Source organism: Citrobacter sp. CK195 (assembly GCF_030333365.1).
GTDB classification, from domain to species: Bacteria; Pseudomonadota; Gammaproteobacteria; order Enterobacterales; family Enterobacteriaceae; genus Citrobacter_B; species Citrobacter_B koseri.
The window spans coordinates 45,963-64,917 of record NZ_JAOWGB010000020.1; the positions used below are offsets into that span (position 1 = coordinate 45,963).

At 55.6% G+C, this 18,955-nt stretch carries 17 protein-coding genes and 1 pseudogene; 14 read left to right on the forward strand and 4 right to left on the reverse strand.

The features are described from left to right. Positions 1–33 precede the first annotated feature (33 nt). The 7 genes from dapF (at position 34) to corA (ending at position 6,854) form a co-directional block, all read left to right on the forward strand. Positions 34–858 (forward strand): diaminopimelate epimerase, encoded by an 825-nt coding sequence (gene dapF / locus OGX93_RS03045; protein ID WP_024130100.1) that lies wholly within the window; start codon positions 34–36, stop codon positions 856–858. After that, positions 855–1,562: a DUF484 domain-containing protein gene (locus OGX93_RS03050; RefSeq protein ID WP_012131155.1), complete on the forward strand. Its 708-nt coding sequence runs from the start codon at positions 855–857 to the stop codon at positions 1,560–1,562. The genes dapF and OGX93_RS03050 overlap by 4 nt, the downstream gene beginning before the upstream one ends. Further along, complete coding sequence (xerC, locus tag OGX93_RS03055) at positions 1,559–2,461, forward strand: tyrosine recombinase XerC (protein ID WP_012131156.1); 903 nt, start codon at positions 1,559–1,561, stop codon at positions 2,459–2,461. Before OGX93_RS03050 ends, xerC begins: the two co-directional genes overlap by 4 nt. Next, positions 2,461–3,177 carry a 5-amino-6-(5-phospho-D-ribitylamino)uracil phosphatase YigB gene (gene yigB / locus OGX93_RS03060; protein WP_012131157.1) on the forward strand — a complete coding sequence of 239 codons (717 nt, stop codon included), beginning with the start codon at positions 2,461–2,463 and terminating at the stop codon, positions 3,175–3,177. Before xerC ends, yigB begins: the two co-directional genes overlap by 1 nt. An 86-nt stretch (positions 3,178–3,263) precedes the next feature. Further along, positions 3,264–5,426, forward strand: a complete 2,163-nt coding sequence (gene uvrD, locus OGX93_RS03065; protein WP_110494856.1) for a DNA helicase II — start codon at positions 3,264–3,266, stop codon at positions 5,424–5,426. Positions 5,427–5,692: 266 nt separating this feature from the next. Continuing rightward, entirely contained in the window at positions 5,693–5,749 is a 57-nt protein-coding gene (ysgD, locus tag OGX93_RS03070) for a YsgD/CorL family protein (RefSeq protein ID WP_213164972.1), read from the forward strand. Between the two features lie 154 nt (positions 5,750–5,903). After that, complete coding sequence (gene corA / locus OGX93_RS03075) at positions 5,904–6,854, forward strand: magnesium/cobalt transporter CorA (protein WP_012131160.1); 951 nt, start codon at positions 5,904–5,906, stop codon at positions 6,852–6,854. A gap of 79 nt (positions 6,855–6,933) precedes the next feature. Here the strand turns inward: corA and rarD are convergent, their stop codons facing one another. Both rarD and yigI read right to left on the reverse strand, forming a co-directional pair. Then, positions 6,934–7,827 (reverse strand): EamA family transporter RarD, encoded by an 894-nt coding sequence (gene rarD, locus OGX93_RS03080; RefSeq protein WP_047459986.1) that lies wholly within the window; start codon positions 7,825–7,827, stop codon positions 6,934–6,936. Positions 7,828–7,870: 43 nt separating this feature from the next. Then, entirely contained in the window at positions 7,871–8,338 is a 468-nt protein-coding gene (gene yigI / locus OGX93_RS03085; RefSeq protein ID WP_024130101.1) for an acyl-CoA thioesterase YigI, read from the reverse strand. Between the two features lie 165 nt (positions 8,339–8,503). Here yigI and pldA point away from each other — a divergent pair, with 165 nt between their 5' ends. From pldA to rhtC, 3 genes are all read left to right on the forward strand, one after another. Further along, positions 8,504–9,373 carry a phospholipase A gene (pldA, locus tag OGX93_RS03090; RefSeq protein ID WP_047459983.1) on the forward strand — a complete coding sequence of 290 codons (870 nt, stop codon included), beginning with the start codon at positions 8,504–8,506 and terminating at the stop codon, positions 9,371–9,373. Between the two features lie 90 nt (positions 9,374–9,463). Then, positions 9,464–11,293, forward strand: coding sequence for an ATP-dependent DNA helicase RecQ (gene recQ / locus OGX93_RS03095; RefSeq protein ID WP_012131164.1), 1,830 nt, complete (start codon positions 9,464–9,466; stop codon positions 11,291–11,293). A gap of 63 nt (positions 11,294–11,356) precedes the next feature. After that, positions 11,357–11,977, forward strand: a complete 621-nt coding sequence (rhtC, locus tag OGX93_RS03100; protein WP_012131165.1) for a threonine export protein RhtC — start codon at positions 11,357–11,359, stop codon at positions 11,975–11,977. 42 nt (positions 11,978–12,019) lie between these two features. Here rhtC and rhtB read toward each other — a convergent pair whose 3' ends face one another. Next, complete coding sequence (gene rhtB, locus OGX93_RS03105; RefSeq protein ID WP_104867958.1) at positions 12,020–12,640, reverse strand: homoserine/homoserine lactone efflux protein; 621 nt, start codon at positions 12,638–12,640, stop codon at positions 12,020–12,022. Positions 12,641–12,751: 111 nt separating this feature from the next. Between rhtB and pldB the strand changes: the two are divergent. The 3 genes and pseudogenes from pldB to OGX93_RS03120 all read left to right on the forward strand — a co-directional run. Continuing rightward, positions 12,752–13,741 (forward strand): annotated as a pseudogene (gene pldB, locus OGX93_RS03110) (lysophospholipase L2); the annotation flags it as partial. 46 nt (positions 13,742–13,787) lie between these two features. Further along, positions 13,788–14,588: a sugar/pyridoxal phosphate phosphatase YigL gene (yigL, locus tag OGX93_RS03115; RefSeq protein ID WP_012131170.1), complete on the forward strand. Its 801-nt coding sequence runs from the start codon at positions 13,788–13,790 to the stop codon at positions 14,586–14,588. Between the two features lie 80 nt (positions 14,589–14,668). Continuing rightward, positions 14,669–15,568: a carboxylate/amino acid/amine transporter gene (locus OGX93_RS03120; RefSeq protein WP_012131171.1), complete on the forward strand. Its 900-nt coding sequence runs from the start codon at positions 14,669–14,671 to the stop codon at positions 15,566–15,568. Here the strand turns inward: OGX93_RS03120 and metR are convergent. Beyond that, positions 15,456–16,409, reverse strand: coding sequence for an HTH-type transcriptional regulator MetR (gene metR, locus OGX93_RS03125; protein ID WP_071258139.1), 954 nt, complete (start codon positions 16,407–16,409; stop codon positions 15,456–15,458). The genes OGX93_RS03120 and metR overlap by 113 nt on opposite strands. A 248-nt stretch (positions 16,410–16,657) precedes the next feature. Between metR and metE the strand changes: the two genes are divergently transcribed. Continuing rightward, positions 16,658–18,919, forward strand: coding sequence for a 5-methyltetrahydropteroyltriglutamate--homocysteine S-methyltransferase (metE, locus tag OGX93_RS03130; protein ID WP_286487769.1), 2,262 nt, complete (start codon positions 16,658–16,660; stop codon positions 18,917–18,919). Positions 18,920–18,955: the final 36 nt, after the last annotated feature.

Below are 18,955 nucleotides of genomic sequence, written 5' to 3' on the forward strand. Positions count from 1 at the left end.
TACGTTTCTGTCCCCGCGTAAATGGAGTGAATGATGCAATTCTCTAAAATGCATGGCCTTGGCAACGATTTTATGGTCGTCGACGCGGTAACGCAGAATGTCTTTTTCTCGCCGGAGTTGATCCGCCGCCTGTCAGACAGGCATCTGGGCGTGGGGTTCGACCAGCTTCTGGTTGTCGAGCCTCCTTACGATCCTGAACTGGATTTTCATTACCGCATCTTCAACGCCGATGGCAGCGAAGTGTCGCAGTGCGGTAACGGCGCCCGCTGCTTTGCGCGATTTGTGCGTCTGAAAGGGCTGACCAATAAGCGCGATATCCGCGTCAGCACGGCCAATGGCCGGATGGTGCTGAGCGTCACAGATGATGAGCTGGTGCGGGTGAACATGGGTGAGCCAAACTTTGAACCCGCGCAGGTTCCTTTTCGCGCCAACAAAGCGGAAAAGACCTATATTATGCGAGCGGCCGAGCAGACAATATTGTGCGGCGTGGTTTCAATGGGGAACCCGCACTGCGTGATTCAGGTCGATAATATCGACACGGCGGCAGTCGAAACGCTGGGACCGGTTCTGGAAAGCCATGAACGTTTTCCAGAACGAGCGAATATTGGGTTTATGCAGGTTGTGAAGCGCGAGCATATCCGATTACGCGTTTATGAACGTGGGGCAGGAGAAACTCAGGCCTGCGGCAGCGGCGCATGCGCCGCCGTTGCGGTGGGCATTCAGCAGGGTTTGCTGGCAGAAGAAGTACGCGTGGAATTACCTGGCGGTCGCCTTGATATCGCCTGGAAAGGCCCGGGTCATCCGTTGTATATGACTGGCCCGGCGGCACATGTCTACGACGGATTTATTCATCTATGAAGCAACCAGGGGAAGAACTACAGGAAACACAGATGGAACTGGACGACCGGGCGGTCGTCGATTATCTACTGCGTAACCCTGAGTTTTTTATCCGTAATGCGCGCGCCGTTGAGGCGATGCGCGTTCCGCATCCCGTGCGGGGTACGGTGTCGCTTGTTGAGTGGCACATGGCCCGCGCCCGGAATCATATCCATGTTCTTGAAGAGAACATGACGCTGCTAATGGAACAGGCGAATGCCAACGAAAGCCTGTTCTACCGTCTGCTGCATTTGCAGGGACGGCTGGTTTCCGCCAGTAGCCTGGATGAAATGCTGATGCGTTTTCATCGCTGGGCGCGGGAGCTGGGGCTGGCGGGCGCGACCATCCGGCTGTTTCCCGATCGCTGGCGACTCGGCGCGCCGTCGAATCATACCCATCTGGCGTTAAGCCGTCAGGCCTTTGAACCGCTGCGTATCCAGCGTCTGGGGCAGGCGCAACACTATCTTGGCCCATTGAATGGCCCGGAACTGCTGGTGGTGCTGCCTGAAGCCAAAGCGATTGGCTCGGTGGCGATGTCGATGCTGGGGCGCGATGGCGATCTGGGGGTCATACTCTTCAGTAGCCGCGATGTGCATCATTACCAGCAGGGGCAGGGGACACAGTTACTGCAAGAAATCGCCTTGATGTTGCCGGAACTGCTGGAGCGCTGGATTGAACGTGTATGACCGAATTATCGCTTTCTCAGGACGTTGCGCGCTTCTTGCGTTACCTGGGCGTAGAACGGCAACTTAGCCCCATCACGCTACTGAACTATCAGCGTCAGCTTGATGCCATTATCGCTTTAGCCGGAGAAACCGGTCTGCAAAGCTGGCAACAATGTGACGCTGCGATGGTGCGCGCTTTCGCGGTACGTAGCCGCCGTAAAGGGTTAGGGCCCGCCAGCCTGGCGTTGCGCCTCTCTGCTTTACGCAGTTTCTTTGACTGGCTGGTGAGCCAGGGTGAACTCAACGCCAACCCGGCGAAAGGCGTTTCCGCGCCGAAAGCGCCTCGCCACCTGCCGAAAAATATCGACGTGGATGATATTAACCGCCTGCTGGATATCGACCTTAACGATCCGCTTGCCGTGCGCGATCGGGCGATGCTGGAGGTGATGTACGGCGCGGGGTTGCGTTTGTCTGAACTGGTGGGATTAGACATCAAACACCTCGATCTCGATACGGGCGAAGTGTGGGTGATGGGGAAGGGCAGCAAAGAACGGCGTCTGCCCATTGGCCGCAATGCGGTGGCGTGGATTGAGCATTGGCTGGATCTGCGCGGCCTGTTCGGCAGCGATGACGATGCGCTGTTTCTCTCGAAGCTCGGGAAACGGATCTCCGCGCGCAATGTACAAAAACGGTTTGCGGAGTGGGGCATTAAGCAAGGGCTGAACAGCCATGTCCATCCGCATAAACTGCGTCACTCGTTCGCGACCCATATGCTGGAGTCGAGCGGCGACCTGCGCGGCGTGCAGGAGCTGTTAGGCCATGCCAATCTGTCTACCACGCAAATCTATACTCATCTTGATTTTCAACACCTGGCCTCGGTGTACGATGCGGCGCATCCACGCGCCAAACGGGGGAAATAATGCGTTTTTACCGGCCTTTGGGACACATCTCAGCACTCACGTTCGATCTGGATGACACCCTTTATGATAACCGTCCGGTTATCCTGCGCACCGAGCAGGAAGCGCTCACCTTTGTGCAAAACTACCATCCTGCGCTGCGTACATTGCAGAATGCCGACCTGTATCGCCTGCGTCAGGCGGTACGCGAAGCAGAGCCGGAAATTTATCATGATGTGACGCGATGGCGTCATCGCGCCGTGGAGCGCGCCATGCTGGAAGCGGGCCTGTCAGCGGAAGAGGCAATGGCGGGGGCGAACGCCGCGATGATCAATTTCGCAAAGTGGCGCAGTCGTATCGATGTTCCACAAGTGACGCATGACACGCTGAAGCGGCTTGCAAAAAAATGGCCGCTGGTGGCCATTACTAACGGCAATGCGCAGCCGGAACTGTTTGGGCTGGGCGATTACTTCGAATTTGTGCTGCGCGCGGGCCCGGACGGGCGCTCTAAACCGTTCAGCGACATGTACTCTCTGGCGGCGGAGAAGCTCAACATGCCGATCGGCGAGATCCTCCACGTCGGCGACGATCTGACGACCGATGTCGCCGGGGCGATCCGCTGTGGAATGCAGGCCTGCTGGATCAAACCAGAAAATGCCGACCTGATGCAGACCACTGACAGCCGTTTACTGCCGCATATCGAAATTTCACGGTTGGCATCTTTGACCTCGCTGATATAATCACCAGCAGTATTGTATATATACCCAGCTTTTTGGCGGATGGCGCTGCGCTTATCCGCCCAACACACTTTTACGCGGCGGTGCCAATGGACGTTTCTTACCTGCTCGAAAGCCTTAATGATAAACAGCGCGAAGCGGTGGCTGCGCCACGTAGCAACATGCTGGTGCTGGCGGGAGCGGGGAGCGGCAAAACCCGCGTGCTGGTGCACCGTATCGCCTGGCTGCTGAGCGTAGAGAATAATTCGCCCTATTCCATTATGGCCGTTACCTTCACCAATAAGGCGGCGGCGGAAATGCGCCACCGTATCGGTCAGTTAATGGGAACCACGCAGGGCGGGATGTGGGTCGGCACCTTCCACGGTCTGGCGCACCGTCTGCTGCGCGCGCACCATATGGACGCCAACCTGCCGCAGGATTTCCAGATCCTCGACAGCGAAGATCAGCTGCGCCTGCTCAAGCGCCTTATTAAAGCGATGAACCTTGACGAGAAGCAGTGGCCGCCGCGTCAGGCAATGTGGTACATCAACAGCCAGAAAGACGAAGGGCTGCGTCCGCACCATATTCAGAGCTACGGCAACCCGGTGGAGCAGACCTGGCAGAAGGTTTACCAGGCCTATCAGGAAGCGTGCGATCGCGCAGGGCTGGTGGACTTTGCCGAACTGCTGCTGCGCGCGCATGAACTGTGGCTCAACAAGCCGCATATCCTTCAGCACTACCGCGAACGTTTTACCAATATCCTGGTGGACGAATTCCAGGATACCAACAACATCCAGTACGCGTGGATCCGTCTGCTGGCAGGCGATACCGGCAAAGTGATGATCGTCGGCGATGATGACCAGTCTATTTACGGCTGGCGTGGAGCGCAGGTAGAGAACATCCAGCGTTTCCTCAAGGATTTCCCGGGCGCGGAAACCATTCGTCTGGAGCAGAATTACCGCTCGACCAGCAACATCCTCAGCGCGGCGAACACCCTGATTGAAAACAACAATGGCCGTCTGGGGAAAAAGCTGTGGACCGATGGCATTGATGGCGAACCGATTTCACTGTATTGCGCGTTTAATGAGCTGGATGAGGCGCGTTTTGTCGTTAACCGCATCAAAACCTGGCAGGACAACGGCGGGGCGCTGGAACAGTGCGCCATTCTCTATCGCAGCAACGCCCAGTCGCGCGTGCTGGAAGAGGCGCTGTTGCAGGCCAGTATGCCGTACCGTATTTATGGCGGTATGCGCTTCTTCGAACGTCAGGAAATTAAAGATGCGCTCTCCTATCTGCGCCTGATCGCCAATCGTAATGATGATGCGGCGTTTGAGCGCGTGGTGAACACCCCGACGCGCGGTATTGGCGATCGCACGCTGGACGTTGTGCGCCAGACCTCGCGCGACCGTCAGTTAACCTTGTGGCAGGCGTGCCGCGAGCTGTTGCAGGAGAAAGCGCTGGCTGGCCGCGCCGCAAGCGCCCTGCAACGCTTTATCGAGCTAATTGACGCGCTGGCGCAGGAGACGGCAGATATGCCGCTGCATGTTCAGACCGATCGGGTGATTAAAGACTCGGGTCTGCGCATGATGTACGAGCAGGAAAAAGGCGAGAAAGGCCAGACGCGTATTGAGAACTTAGAAGAACTGGTGACGGCGACGCGCCAGTTCAGCTACAACGAAGAAGATGAAGACCTGATGCCGTTGCAGGCGTTTCTCTCTCACGCCGCGCTGGAAGCGGGCGAAGGGCAGGCGGATACGTGGCAGGATGCGGTTCAACTGATGACCTTGCACTCGGCGAAAGGGCTGGAGTTTCCGCAGGTGTTCATCGTCGGCATGGAAGAGGGGATGTTCCCCAGCCAGATGTCGCTGGATGAAGGCGGGCGCCTTGAAGAAGAGCGTCGCCTGGCCTACGTCGGCGTAACCCGCGCGATGCAGAAGCTGACGTTGACCTATGCGGAAACTCGCCGTCTGTATGGCAAAGAGGTCTACCACCGCCCGTCGCGCTTTATCGGCGAATTGCCGGAAGACTGTGTGGAAGAAGTGCGGCTGCGTGCCACGGTCAGCCGTCCGGTGAGTCACCAGCGGATGGGAACCCCGATGGCGGAAAACGACACCGGGTACAAGCTGGGACAGCGCGTGCGTCACCCGAAATTCGGTGAAGGCACGATCGTCAATCTGGAAGGCAGTGGCGAGCACAGCCGGTTACAGGTCGCGTTCCAGGGGCAGGGGATCAAATGGCTGGTAGCGGCCTACGCCAGACTGGAAACGGTTTAATCGGTTTGGCTTTGCCGGATGGCGACGCTGGCGCGTTTTATCCGGCCTACAGACCGGGTAACATTTTGATTTGTAGGCCGGATAAGGCGAAGCCGCCATCCGGCTATCTGTCGGTTAATATTCTGAATATCATAGATAAATAACTCCCCTCTGCTAACATTTTTGCATAAGGGGAAATTATTACTTTTTCGCGTTTCGTTGCGTGTTGACGTCAAATTTTTGCTGGCGTAACATGCGCGCACGATTACGCTAAGAGGACATTCGCCTTGGACACACCCAGTAGATGCTGGCTCATTATCCTGTCATTCAGGATCAACTCCTAAGGCTATCCCTTTTTGCTGATAGCCTTAGCGGTTGTCAGCGACCTTCTCTTTTTCCCGTCGCGCTGAGTCAGGCTGTTTAATGGTCTGAAACCCAATTTGTTTCTGTGTGCCCACCCGAACTGTCCGATATTTTTAAGCATTGGGAGTCCCGGTCATGCTGAGCGCATTTCAACTGGAAAATAATCGACTGACCCGGCTGGAAGTCGAAGAGTCACAAACCCTGATTGATGCCGTATGGGTCGATTTGGTCGAACCGGACGACGACGAGCGACTGCGCGTACAATCTGAACTGGGCCAAAGCCTGGCGACACGTCCTGAACTGGAAGACATCGAAGCATCCGCGCGTTTCTTTGAAGACGAAGACGGGCTGCACATCCACTCCTTTTTCTTTTTCGAAGATGCGGAAGACCACGCCGGTAACTCCACGGTGGCATTCACCATTCGCGATGGCCGCCTGTTTACGCTGCGTGAACGCGAACTGCCCGCTTTCCGTTTGTACCGTATGCGTGCCCGTAACCAGGCGATGGTGGACGGCAATGCCTATGAATTACTGCTCGACCTGTTTGAAACCAAAATCGAACAGCTGGCGGATGAAATTGAAAACATCTACAGCGATCTGGAAGAACTGAGCCGCGTGATCATGGAAGGGCATCAGGGCGATGAATATGACGAAGCGCTCTCCACGCTGGCAGAGCTGGAAGATATCGGCTGGAAAGTTCGCTTATGTCTGATGGATACCCAGCGCGCGCTTAACTTCCTGGTACGCAAGGCGCGTCTTCCGGGGGGGCAACTGGAGCAGGCGCGTGAGATCCTGCGCGATATCGAGTCCCTGCTGCCGCACAACGAATCCCTGTTCCAGAAGGTGAACTTCCTGATGCAGGCGGCGATGGGCTTCATCAACATCGAGCAGAACCGCATTATCAAGATCTTCTCGGTGGTATCTGTAGTGTTCCTGCCGCCGACGCTGGTGGCGTCCAGCTATGGGATGAACTTTGAGTTTATGCCGGAGCTGAAGTGGAGCTTTGGTTACCCTGGCGCGATTATCTTTATGATCCTTGCGGGTCTGGCGCCGTATTTGTACTTCAAGCGTAAGAACTGGCTGTAATATTGCGCCCGGTGGCGCGTCGCTTACCGGGCCTACCGATCCCGTAGGCCGGATAAGCGTAGCGCCATCCGGCACGCTTTTATCCTCGAACTTTGCGTCTTTGTGTATAAATCGCATCCATCACAAAAATCGCCAGCGCCACCCAAATAAAGGCGAACGTCACCATCTTATCGGCGCCCGGTATTTCTCCATAGAACGTCACGGCCAGCAGGAACATCAGGGTTGGGCCAATGTACTGGAAAAAACCCAGCGTGGAGAGGCGCAGGCGCGTCGCCGCCCCGGTAAAGCACAGCAGCGGTACCGTAGTGACGATACCTGCCGCAATCAGCAACAGATTCAGCGACAGCGGATTCTGCCCCATATGGCTGGTTGGGCTATCCGCGATGCCAAACAGATAAATCGCGGCGACCGGCAATAGCCACAGCGTTTCGATCAGCATCCCCGTTTGTGCTTCAACTGCAATCTTCTTACGTACCAGGCCGTAAAACGCAAAGCTAAACGCCAGCCCCAGTGCGATGACCGGCAGAGAGCCGAAGGTCCAGAGCTGCACCAGTACGCCGCAGGCCGCCAGAATCACCGCCAGCCACTGCATACGACGGAAGCGCTCGCCGAGGAACAGCATTCCCAGCAGAATGTTAACCAGCGGGTTAATAAAATACCCGAGGCTGGCTTCCAGCATATGGTGGTTATTGACCGCCCAGATAAAGAGCAGCCAGTTTCCACCGATCAGCACGGCTGACAGCGCCAGCATGAAAATTTTCTTCGGCGTTTGCAGCAGTGTTTTAACGCCAGACCACTGGCGGCTGATGCTCATCAGCGCGATCATAAAGAAAAATGACCAGATCACGCGGTGCGTCAGGATCTCGTCTGCGGGCACGTAGTAAATCAGTTTGAAGTACGCGGGTGCGATGCCCCAAATAAAATAGGCGGCAAGAGCGAGTAACACGCCCTGCCGCGTTTGCTTAGCATCCATCGGGAAAACTCATATCAGAAATGTAACAACAGTTTACCTGTTTTTATCCCACCATATAAGTTGCGGTCGCACTGGCAATGTAAAGCTGTTCTTCGTTGTGCAGTTCCACACGCGCCACAGCGACTTTATTGCCCGCGCGCAACAGGCTGCTGGTGGCGGTAAAGCGGTTGCCTCTGCCCGGGCGCAGGTAGTCAACGCGCAGATCGATAGTTCCCATACGCGACATGCGCTGACGTAGCTCGTCTTCGCTGATGGTCTCATGGCGGGTCAGCGTGCTGCCCACGCACACCAGTCCGGCGGCGACGTCCAGCGCGGAGGCGATCACCCCACCGTGTAAAATACTTTGCGCCCAGTTGCCTACCATCATCGGCTGATTGTTAAAGGCCAGTTGGGCAAACTCCTTTTCATAGCGTTCCAGCTCCAGTCCTAATGCCCGGTTAAAAGGCATATGGTAAACAAACATCTCGCCCACCAGTTTCAGGGCCTGCTCAGCGGTAAGTACGGAAGACATACGATCCAGACACTCCATTGGTTAATGAAATGTTGATATTATGCTTCTTATTTGTTGTTTTCTACTTTAAGAGAGGATAACTAAACAGGGATTAAGTAAGTATGTAGAATGGCTGGCAGATAATTATACCATTCAACACTTATTGCGTTCAGGAGAACACGACCGATGCGGGCGATTTTGGGTTGGTTATTACCAGCAGCAATGATGCCATTGGCTGTATATGCGCAGGAAGCGACAGTGAAAGAAATTCATGACGCGCCTGCGGTACAGGGCAGTATTATCGCAAACATGTTGCAGGTGCATGATAATCCCTTCACGCTTTATCCTTATGATACGAACTACCTGATCTACACCAATACCAGCGATCTGAACAAAGAAGCGATCAGCTCTTATAACTGGTCTGAAAACGCGCGCAAAGACGAAGTGAAGTTTCAGCTGAGCCTGGCCTTCCCGTTCTGGCGTGGGATTGTTGGGCCAAACTCGGTGCTGGGGGCGTCGTACACGCAGAAATCCTGGTGGCAGTTGTCCAACAGCGAAGAGTCCTCGCCGTTTCGTGAGACTAACTACGAACCGCAGTTGTTCCTCGGCTTTGCCACGGATTACCACTTTGCAGGCTGGACGCTGCGCGATGTGGAGATGGGGTATAACCATAACTCCAACGGGCGTTCCGATCCGACTTCGCGGAGCTGGAACCGCCTGTATACGCGTCTGATGGCGCAAAACGGTAACTGGCTGATGGAAGTGAAACCGTGGTACGTCGTTGGCGGCACCGGCGATAACCCCGATATCACTAAATATATGGGCTACTATCAGCTTAAAATCGGCTATCACCTGGGAGATGCGGTGCTGAGTGCGAAGGGCCAGTACAACTGGAATACCGGTTACGGCGGGGCGGAAGTGGGGTTAAGTTACCCGATGACGAAACATGTGCGTCTCTATACCCAGGTATACAGTGGCTATGGCGAATCGTTAATCGACTATAACTTTAATCAGACGCGTGTCGGCGTGGGTGTTATGCTGAATGACATATTCTGATCTGCGCAATGATTGTGTTTAAAACATTGCAGTTTCTTTCGCAGGCGCTGAAAATAGCGCCTGTTTTTATTTCAGGCAAACGGGGTTAATGTGGCGCAGGCGGAAGTGTTGAATCTGGAATTGGGGGCTAAACAGGTTTTACAGGAAACCTTTGGCTACCAACAGTTTCGCCCAGGCCAGGAAGAGATCATTGAGACGGTCGTCTCGGGTCGTGATTGCCTGGTCGTCATGCCGACCGGCGGCGGCAAATCCCTGTGTTACCAGATTCCAGCCTTACTGCTTAACGGACTCACCGTTGTCGTTTCGCCGCTTATCTCCCTGATGAAAGATCAGGTCGACCAGTTGCTGGCAAACGGCGTGGCGGCGGCGTGCCTGAACTCGACGCAGAGCCGTGAACAGCAGCATGAGGTGATGGCCGGTTGCCGAACCGGGCAGGTTCGCCTGCTGTATATTGCGCCGGAGCGCCTGATGCTGGATAACTTCCTTGAGCATCTGGCGCACTGGAATCCGGTCTTACTGGCCGTTGATGAAGCGCACTGTATCTCGCAGTGGGGGCATGACTTCCGCCCGGAATACGCCGCGCTCGGTCAGCTCCGCCAGCGTTTTCCTTCCCTGCCGTTTATGGCGTTGACCGCCACCGCAGATGACACCACCCGACTGGATATTGTTCGCCTGCTGGGGCTGAACGATCCGTTAATCCAGATCAGCAGCTTTGACCGTCCGAACATTCGCTACATGCTGATGGAGAAATTTAAGCCGCTCGATCAGCTGATGCGCTATGTGCAGGAACAGCGCGGCAAGTCCGGTATCATCTACTGTAACAGCCGGGCGAAGGTGGAGGACACCGCCGCACGTCTGCAAAGTCGCGGCATCAGCGCGGCGGCGTATCATGCTGGTCTGGAAAATAACGTGCGCGCCGATGTGCAGGAGAAGTTCCAGCGCGACGATCTGCAAATCGTCGTGGCGACCGTCGCATTTGGTATGGGTATTAACAAACCCAACGTGCGTTTTGTGGTGCATTTCGATATTCCCCGCAATATTGAATCCTACTATCAGGAAACCGGCCGCGCCGGGCGTGACGGCCTGCCCGCAGAGGCGATGCTGTTCTACGATCCGGCTGATATGGCGTGGCTGCGCCGCTGTCTGGAGGAGAAACCCGCCGGGCAGCTACAGGATATTGAACGGCATAAACTGAACGCGATGGGGGCGTTTGCCGAAGCGCAGACCTGTCGTCGTCTGGTGCTGCTGAACTACTTTGGCGAAGGGCGGCAGGAACCCTGCGGCAACTGCGATATTTGCCTCGACCCGCCAAAACAGTACGACGGCCTGATGGATGCGCGTAAAGCTCTGTCGACGATTTATCGCGTTAATCAGCGTTTTGGTATGGGCTATGTGGTGGAAGTATTGCGCGGCGCGAACAATCAGCGTATCCGCGATTTAGCGCATGACAAATTGCCGGTGTACGGCATTGGTCGCGATCAGAGCCATGAGCACTGGGTCAGCGTGATTCGTCAGCTTATTCATCTGGGTATGGTTACGCAGAATATTGCCCAACATTCGGCGTTGCAGTTAACCGAAGCGGCGCGTCCGGTGCTGCGTGGCGAAGTGCCGTTGCAGCTTGCCGTGCCGCGTATCGTCGCGTTGAAGCCGCGAGTGATGCAGAAATCCTTCGGCGGCAATTACGATCGCAAACTGTTCGCCAAACTGCGCAAATTGCGTAAGGCCATTGCCGATGAAGAGAATATCCCGCCGTATGTCGTCTTTAACGATGCGACGCTGATTGAAATGGCCGAACAGATGCCGGTTTCGCCGAGCGAAATGCTGAGCGTTAACGGCGTCGGCATGCGCAAACTGGAGCGTTTCGGTAAAGAGTTTATGGCGCTGATCCGCGCGCATGTCGATGGTGACGACGAAGAGTAGTCAGCCAGGTAAAAAAGTGCCAGGATGGTGACTCGGTAAACTATTCCCCCGCGAGTCATTTTTATGTTGATGCTATTTCTCACCGTGGCGATGGTGCATATCGTTGCGTTAATGAGTCCTGGACCGGACTTTTTCTTTGTCTCTCAAACCGCCGTGAGCCGCTCGCGCAAGGAAGCGATGATGGGCGTGTTGGGCATTACCTGCGGCGTCATGGTTTGGGCGGGCGTTGCGTTGCTCGGCCTGCATCTGATTATCGAGAAAATGGCCTGGCTGCATACCATCATTATGGTGGGTGGTGGTTTGTACCTGTGCTGGATGGGCTATCAGATGCTGCGTGGCGCGCTGAAAAAACAGGACGTCGCCGCGCCTGCGCCGCAGATTGAACTGGCGCAAAGCGGTCGTAGCTTTGTGAAAGGTTTGCTGACGAACCTGGCGAACCCGAAAGCGATCATCTATTTCGGATCGGTCTTTTCACTGTTCGTTGGCGATAACGTCGGCGTAGCCGCGCGCTGGGGTATTTTCGCGTTGATTATCGTGGAAACGCTGGCCTGGTTTACCGTGGTCGCCAGCCTGTTCGCGCTACCGAAAATGCGTCGCGGTTATCAGCGTCTGGCGAAGTGGATCGACGGCTTTGCCGGTGCGTTGTTTGCCGGTTTCGGCATTCACCTGATTATTTCGCGTTAATTATCGTAGGCCGGATAAGCGTTAGCGCCATCCGGCAATTTCTCAGGCATGCCTTGCGGACGCCAACAGCGCACCCACCAGCATAAACAGCGAACCAAATACCTTATTTAACGCCTTCATTTGCTTCGGCCCTTTAATCCAGCCTGCGATACGTGTCGCCAGCGTCGCGTAACCGATCATCACAATGATATCAACGACAATGGTTGTGATGCCGAGCACGACGTACTGCATCAGCTGCGGCTCCTGCGGCTTGATAAACTGCGGAAATAGCGCGGCGAGGAAAACAATGCTCTTTGGGTTGGTCAGGTTTACAAATACCGCGCGCCTGAACAGACGGCTTCGGGACTGTGTGTGCGCCAGCGTGTTGAGATCGATAGCGCCTGCGGCACGCCATTGCTGGATACCCAGCCAGATCAGATAAGCGGCGCCCGCCCATTTCAGGACTTCGAATGCGACGACGGAACGTGAAAACAGCGTCCCCAGGCCCACGCCAACCAGTACGATGTGAATGCCAAGCCCGGTCTGTAAACCCGCAATAGACGCCGTTGCGCCGCGATAGCCGTGGCTGATTGCCGTGGTCATGGTATTGATGGCGCCGGAGCCGGGAGAAAGGCTCAAAATAATGGATGTCAGCAGATAAGCGAACCACCATTCGAAGGTCATGAGGAACTCCCTGATTGTCTGTTTTTATGCCACAATACCCTACTGTCGCTGTATTGTGTCAGGCATCATAAAGAAAACGATTTTTACCTGGTAAACGAGGCTGGATACCCGATGTTTCAGCAGCAAAAGGACTGGGAAACGAGAGAAAACGCGTTCGCTGCTTTTTCTATGGGGCCACTGACAGATTTCTGGCGTCAGCGGGAAGAAGCAGAATTCACGGGCGTGGACGACGTTCCCGTACACTTTGTCCGCTTTCACGCAAAGAAAAACGATCGTGTCATCGTCATCTGTCCAGGTCGCATTGAAAGCTACGTAAAGTATGCCGAACTGGCGTATGACCTGTTCCATCTTGGTTTTGATGTCCTCATCATCGACCACCGCGGGCAAGGGCGCTCCGGGCGTTTGCTGTCGGATACGCACCGTGGTCATGTGGTCAATTTTAACGATTATGTCGATGACTTAACCGCATTCTGGCAGCAGGAAGTGCAATCGGGGCCGTGGCGGAAACGCTATATTCTGGCGCACTCTATGGGGGGCGCTATTGCCACGCTGTTCCTGCAACGCAACGCCGTCCAGTGTGATGCCATCGCGCTTTGCGCGCCGATGTTTGGTATCGTGATGCGCTTACCGGAATGGATGGTGCGCCACATTCTTGACTGGGCCGAGGGGCATCAGCGAATCCGTGAAGGGTATGCCATTGGCACCGGGCGCTGGCGAGCGCTGCCCTTTAGTATGAATGTGCTAACGCACAGTCGGCAGCGCTATCGGCGCAATTTACGTTTCTATGCTGATGAACCCCGGCTACGCGTCGGGGGGCCGACTTACCACTGGGTGCGTGAAGGTATTCTGGCGGGTGAGCAGGCTCTGGCGGGGGCGGGTGATGATGCAACCCCTGTGCTACTCGTTCAGGCTGAAGAAGAGCGTGTGGTGGATAACCGCGCGCATGACCGTTTTTGTGAAATCCGCGCCGCAGCGGGCCATCCCGTAGAGGGAGAGCGACCGCTTGTCATAAAAGGCGCATACCATGAGATCCTTTTTGAAAAGGACGCAATGCGCTCAGTCGCGCTTAACGCCATTGTCGAATTTTTCGACAGGCATAACTAATTCATCCAGCGGAAACCGCTTTGCCTTGAGGTTTAATTTTCTTATGTATCAGGTTGTTGCGTCTGATTTAGATGGTACGCTGCTCTCTCCCGATCACACGTTGTCCCCTTACGCGAAAGAGACGCTGAAATTATTGACCGCCTGTGGCGTGAATTTTGTGTTCGCGACTGGCCGTCACCACGTCGATGTGGGGCAAATCCGCGATAATCTTGAGATTAAGTCTTACATGATTACCTCCAACGGCGCGCGCGTGCATGACACCGACGGGAACCTGGTGTTCACCCACAACCTTGACCGTGACATCGCCAGCGATCTGTTTGGCGTAGTGAATGCAAGCCCGGATATCGTGACTAACGTCTATCGCGATGATGAGTGGTTTATGAACCGCCACCGCCCGGATGAAATGCGTTTTTTCAAAGAGGCGGTATTTCACTATTCGCTGTTCGAACCGGCGATGCTGGAGCCTGAAGGGGTCAGCAAAGTGTTCTTCACCAGCGATGCGCATGAAAAACTACTGCCGCTGGAGCAGGCGATTAACGCACGCTGGGGCGATCGCGTGAACGTCAGTTTCTCTACGCTGACCTGTCTGGAAGTGATGGCGGGAGGCGTGTCGAAAGGGCATGCGCTGGAAGCCGTCTCGAAAGCGATGGGCTACAAATTGCAGGATTGCATTGCGTTTGGCGATGGCATGAACGACGCGGAAATGCTCTCAATGGCGGGGAAAGGCTGCATTATGGGCAATGCCCATCAGCGCCTGAAAGATCTGCATCCGGGTCTGGAAATCATTGGCATCAATGCCGACGATGCCGTACCGCATTATCTGCGTAAGCTCTTTTTGCGGTAATGCGATTGCTCTTTAGTTGACCAGTTGTCAACTAAACTCTCCGCTACAATGGGTGTCCCTTATTCAAAGAGACATCCATTGTGGCGCTACTCATCATTACCACTATCCTGTGGGCCTTCTCCTTTAGCCTGTTCGGCGAGTATCTCGCGGGTCATGTTGATAGCTATTTTGCGGTGCTGGTGCGTGTTGGGCTGGCAGCGCTGGTGTTTCTCCCGTTTCTGCGTACCCGTGGGCATAGCGTAAAAACCATTGGCCTGTATATGCTGGTGGGAGCGATGCAGCTTGGCATTATGTATATGCTGAGTTTCCGCGCCTATCTCTATCTGACGGTCTCTGAACTGCTGCTGTTTACCGTCCTCACGCCGCTTTATATCACGCTGATTTATGATTTGATGAGCAAGCGTCGCCTGCGCTGGGGTTATGCCTTCAGCGCGTTGCTGGCGGTCATCGGCGCTGGGATTATTCGTTACGACCAGGTTACCGATCATTTCTGGACGGGGTTACTGCTGGTACAGCTTTCCAATATCAGTTTTGCCATCGGGATGGTGGGCTACAAGCGTCTGATGGAAACCCGGCCTATGCCGCAGCATAACGCGTTCGCCTGGTTTTACGTCGGGGCATTTCTGGTGGCCGTTGTCGCCTGGTCTATGCTGGGGAACGCGCAGAATATGCCGGAAACGACGCTACAGTGGAGCATTCTGATCTTCCTGGGCGTGGCGGCATCGGGTATCGGCTACTTCATGTGGAACTATGGCGCGACCCAAGTGGATGCCGGTACGTTAGGCATCATGAACAATATGCATGTGCCTGCGGGACTGTTGGTTAATCTGGCGATCTGGCATCAACAGCCCCACTGGCCGAGTTTTATTACAGGCGCGCTTGTGATACTGGCTTCCCTGTGGGTACATCGGAAGTGGGTCGCTCCGCGCTCCGTACAAACGGCAGATGGTCGCATGCGTGGTTCCGCGCCGAGCGAATAAACGCTTCAGTCACCGCCTGACGCTGCTCGCCATCGCGCACCGCAGCGTAGAGGCGGCTCCATAAACCGTCGCCCAGGGTTTTGGTGACGACCAGCCCCTGGCGTTCGAAACTCTCCACTACCCAGTGCGGCAGGGCGGCAATGCCCATTCTGGCGGCGACCATCTGAATCAGCAGCAGGGTGTTATCCACGTTTTTCAGTGACGGGCTGATGCCGGCGGGTTGCAGGAAATGCCGCCAGACATCCAGTCGGCTGCGCTGTACCGGATAGATCAACAGCGTCTCGCTGGCTAAATCTTCCGGCGTAATCTGCGCCTTACTGGCCAGCGGATGATCGGGCGCCAGCACCAGTCGTACTTCAAAATCGAACATCGGCGAATAGTGCAGCCCGCTGCGCGGCAGGATGTCTGATGTCATCACCAGATCCAGCTCCCCCTGTTGCAGCGCGGGCTGGGGATCAAACGTCACGCCGGATTTGAAATCCATCTCAACCTGCGGCCACCTGGCGTGGAAGTTTTCCAGCGCCGGGGTCAGCCACTGAATACAGCTATGACATTCAATCGCAATGCGTAATCGGGTCTGCTGTGGTTCGTTACAGGCCTGTAGGGCGCGGCTAATCTGCGGCAGTACCTGGTTTGCCAGTTGCAGGAGAATTTCCCCCTGTGGCGTAAAACGCAGCGGCTGACTCTTACGGACAAATAACCGGAAGCCAAGGCGCTGTTCCAGATCGCTGAACTGGTGAGACAAGGCGGATTGGGTCTGGTGCAGCGTAGCCGCCGCAGCCGCCAGCGAACCGCTATTCCGCAACGCCTGGAGCGTTTTCAGGTGTTTAATCTCGATCATGAAAGTCCTTCACTTCGGCATGAGTAAATTGCGCTTGAGGAATATACAGTACCTGCCAATTATAGATGTGTAAACATCTGGACGTCTAAAACTCGTCATATTTCGACTTGCAGATGCGTTGGCTTCCTCGCTTACCCCAGTCACTTACTTCAGTAAGCTCCTGGGGATGCGCATCGTTGCCGCCTTCCTGCAAGCCGAACTATTTAGAGTTTTTTATTCAGATTCAATGAAATAAGAGAGGAATAAACATGACAATCCGCAATCACACCCTCGGTTTTCCTCGCGTTGGCCTGCGTCGTGAGTTAAAAAAAGCGCAAGAGAGCTACTGGGCGGGCAACGCCACCCGTGAAGACCTGCTGGCAACCGGACGTGAACTGCGTGCGCGCCACTGGGATCAACAAAAGCAGGCGGGCATCGATCTGCTGCCGGTGGGCGATTTCGCCTGGTACGACCATGTTCTGACCACCAGCCTGTTGCTGGGCAATGTACCGGCTCGTCATCAGAACAGCGACGGCTCGGTGGATATCGACACTCTGTTCCGCATTGGCCGCGGTCGCGCGCCGACCGGTGAGCCGGCTGCGGCGGCGGAAATGACCAAATGGTTTAACACCAACTATCACTATATGGTGCCGGAGTTTGTGAAGGGTCAGCAGTTTAAACTGACCTGGACTCAGCTTCTGGATGAAGTGGACGAAGCGCTGGTGCTGGGTCACAAGGTGAAACCGGTACTGCTGGGGCCTGTAACCTACCTGTGGCTGGGTAAAGTGAAAGGGGAGTCGTTCGACCGTCTGAGCCTGCTGAACGACATTCTGCCGGTCTACAAACAGGTACTGACCGAGCTGGCGAAACGCGGCGTTGAATGGGTACAGATTGATGAACCTGCGCTGGTGCTGGAACTGCCGCAGGAATGGCTGGATGCTTACAAGCCTGCGTATGATGCGCTGCAAGGCCAGGTGAAGCTGCTGCTGACGACCTATTTTGAAGGCGTCACGCCGAATCTGGATACCATCGCCGCGCTGCCGGTGCAGGGTCTGCACGTTGATCTGGTACACGGTAAAGATGACGTTGCCGAACTGCACAAGCGTCTGCCGTCTGACTGGCTGCTGTCTGCGGGTCTGGTTAACGGTCGCAACGTCTGGCGCGCCGATCTTACGGAAAAATATGCGCAAATTAAGGACATTGTCGGCAAACGTGACCTGTGGGTGGCCTCGTCCTGCTCTCTGCTGCACAGCCCGATCGACCTGAGCGTCGAAACCCGTCTGGATGCGGAAGTGAAGAGCTGGTTTGCTTTCGCGCTGCAAAAATGCGGTGAACTGGCGCTGCTGCGCGATGCGCTGAACAGCGGCGACACGGCAAAACTTGAAGCGTGGAGCGCGCCGATTCAGGCTCGTCGCCACTCCACCCGCGTGCACAACGCGGCGGTGGAGAAACGTCTGGCGGCAATTACCGCCCAGGACAGCCAGCGTGCCAGCCCTTATGCCGAACGTGCCCAGGCGCAGCGTAACCGTTTTAACCTGCCGTCATGGCCGACCACCACGATCGGCTCATTCCCGCAGACGACGGAAATCCGCGGCCTGCGTCTGGACTTCAAAAAGGGCAACCTTGATGCGAATCACTACCGTACCGGCATCGCTGAACACATCAAACAGGCGATCGTTGAGCAGGAGCGTTTAGGTTTAGACGTACTGGTACACGGTGAAGCTGAGCGTAATGACATGGTGGAGTACTTCGGTGAACATCTGGATGGTTTTGTCTTCACCCAGAATGGCTGGGTGCAGAGCTATGGCTCCCGCTGCGTGAAACCGCCGGTCGTCATTGGTGATGTCAGCCGCCCGGAACCGATCACCGTGGAGTGGGCGAAATACGCGCAGTCCCTGACTGATAAACCGGTGAAAGGGATGCTGACCGGCCCGGTGACGATCCTCTGCTGGTCATTCCCGCGTGAAGATGTGAGCCGTGAAACTATCGCTAAACAGATTGCGCTGGCGCTGCGTGATGAGGTTGCCGATCTGGAAGCGGCGGGAATCGGCATCATTCAGATTGATGAACCGGCACTGCGTGAAGGGTTGCCGCTGCGTCGCAGCGACTGGGATGCTTACCTGCAATGGGGTGTGGAAGCCTTCCGCATCAACGCTGCGGTGGCGAAGGATGATACCCAGATCCATACCCACATGTGTTACTGCGAGTTCAATGACATCATGGATTCTATCGCGGCGCTGGATGCGGACGTGATTACCATTGAAACGTCGCGTTCTGATATGGAGCTGCTGGAATCGTTCGAAGAATTTGAATACCCGAACGAAATCGGGCCGGGCGTCTACGACATTCACTCGCCGAACGTACCGAGCGTAGAGTGGATTGAAGCCCTGCTGAATAAAGCCGCTCAGCGTATTCCGGCGGAACGTCTGTGGGTGAACCCGGACTGCGGCCTGAAAACCCGCGGCTGGCCGGAAACCCGCGCCGCGCTGGCGAACATGGTCAAAGCCGCGCAGAATCTGCGTCAGGCGTAATTCGCTGCTCGGGAGCGCTAGCGCTTACCCGGGTTA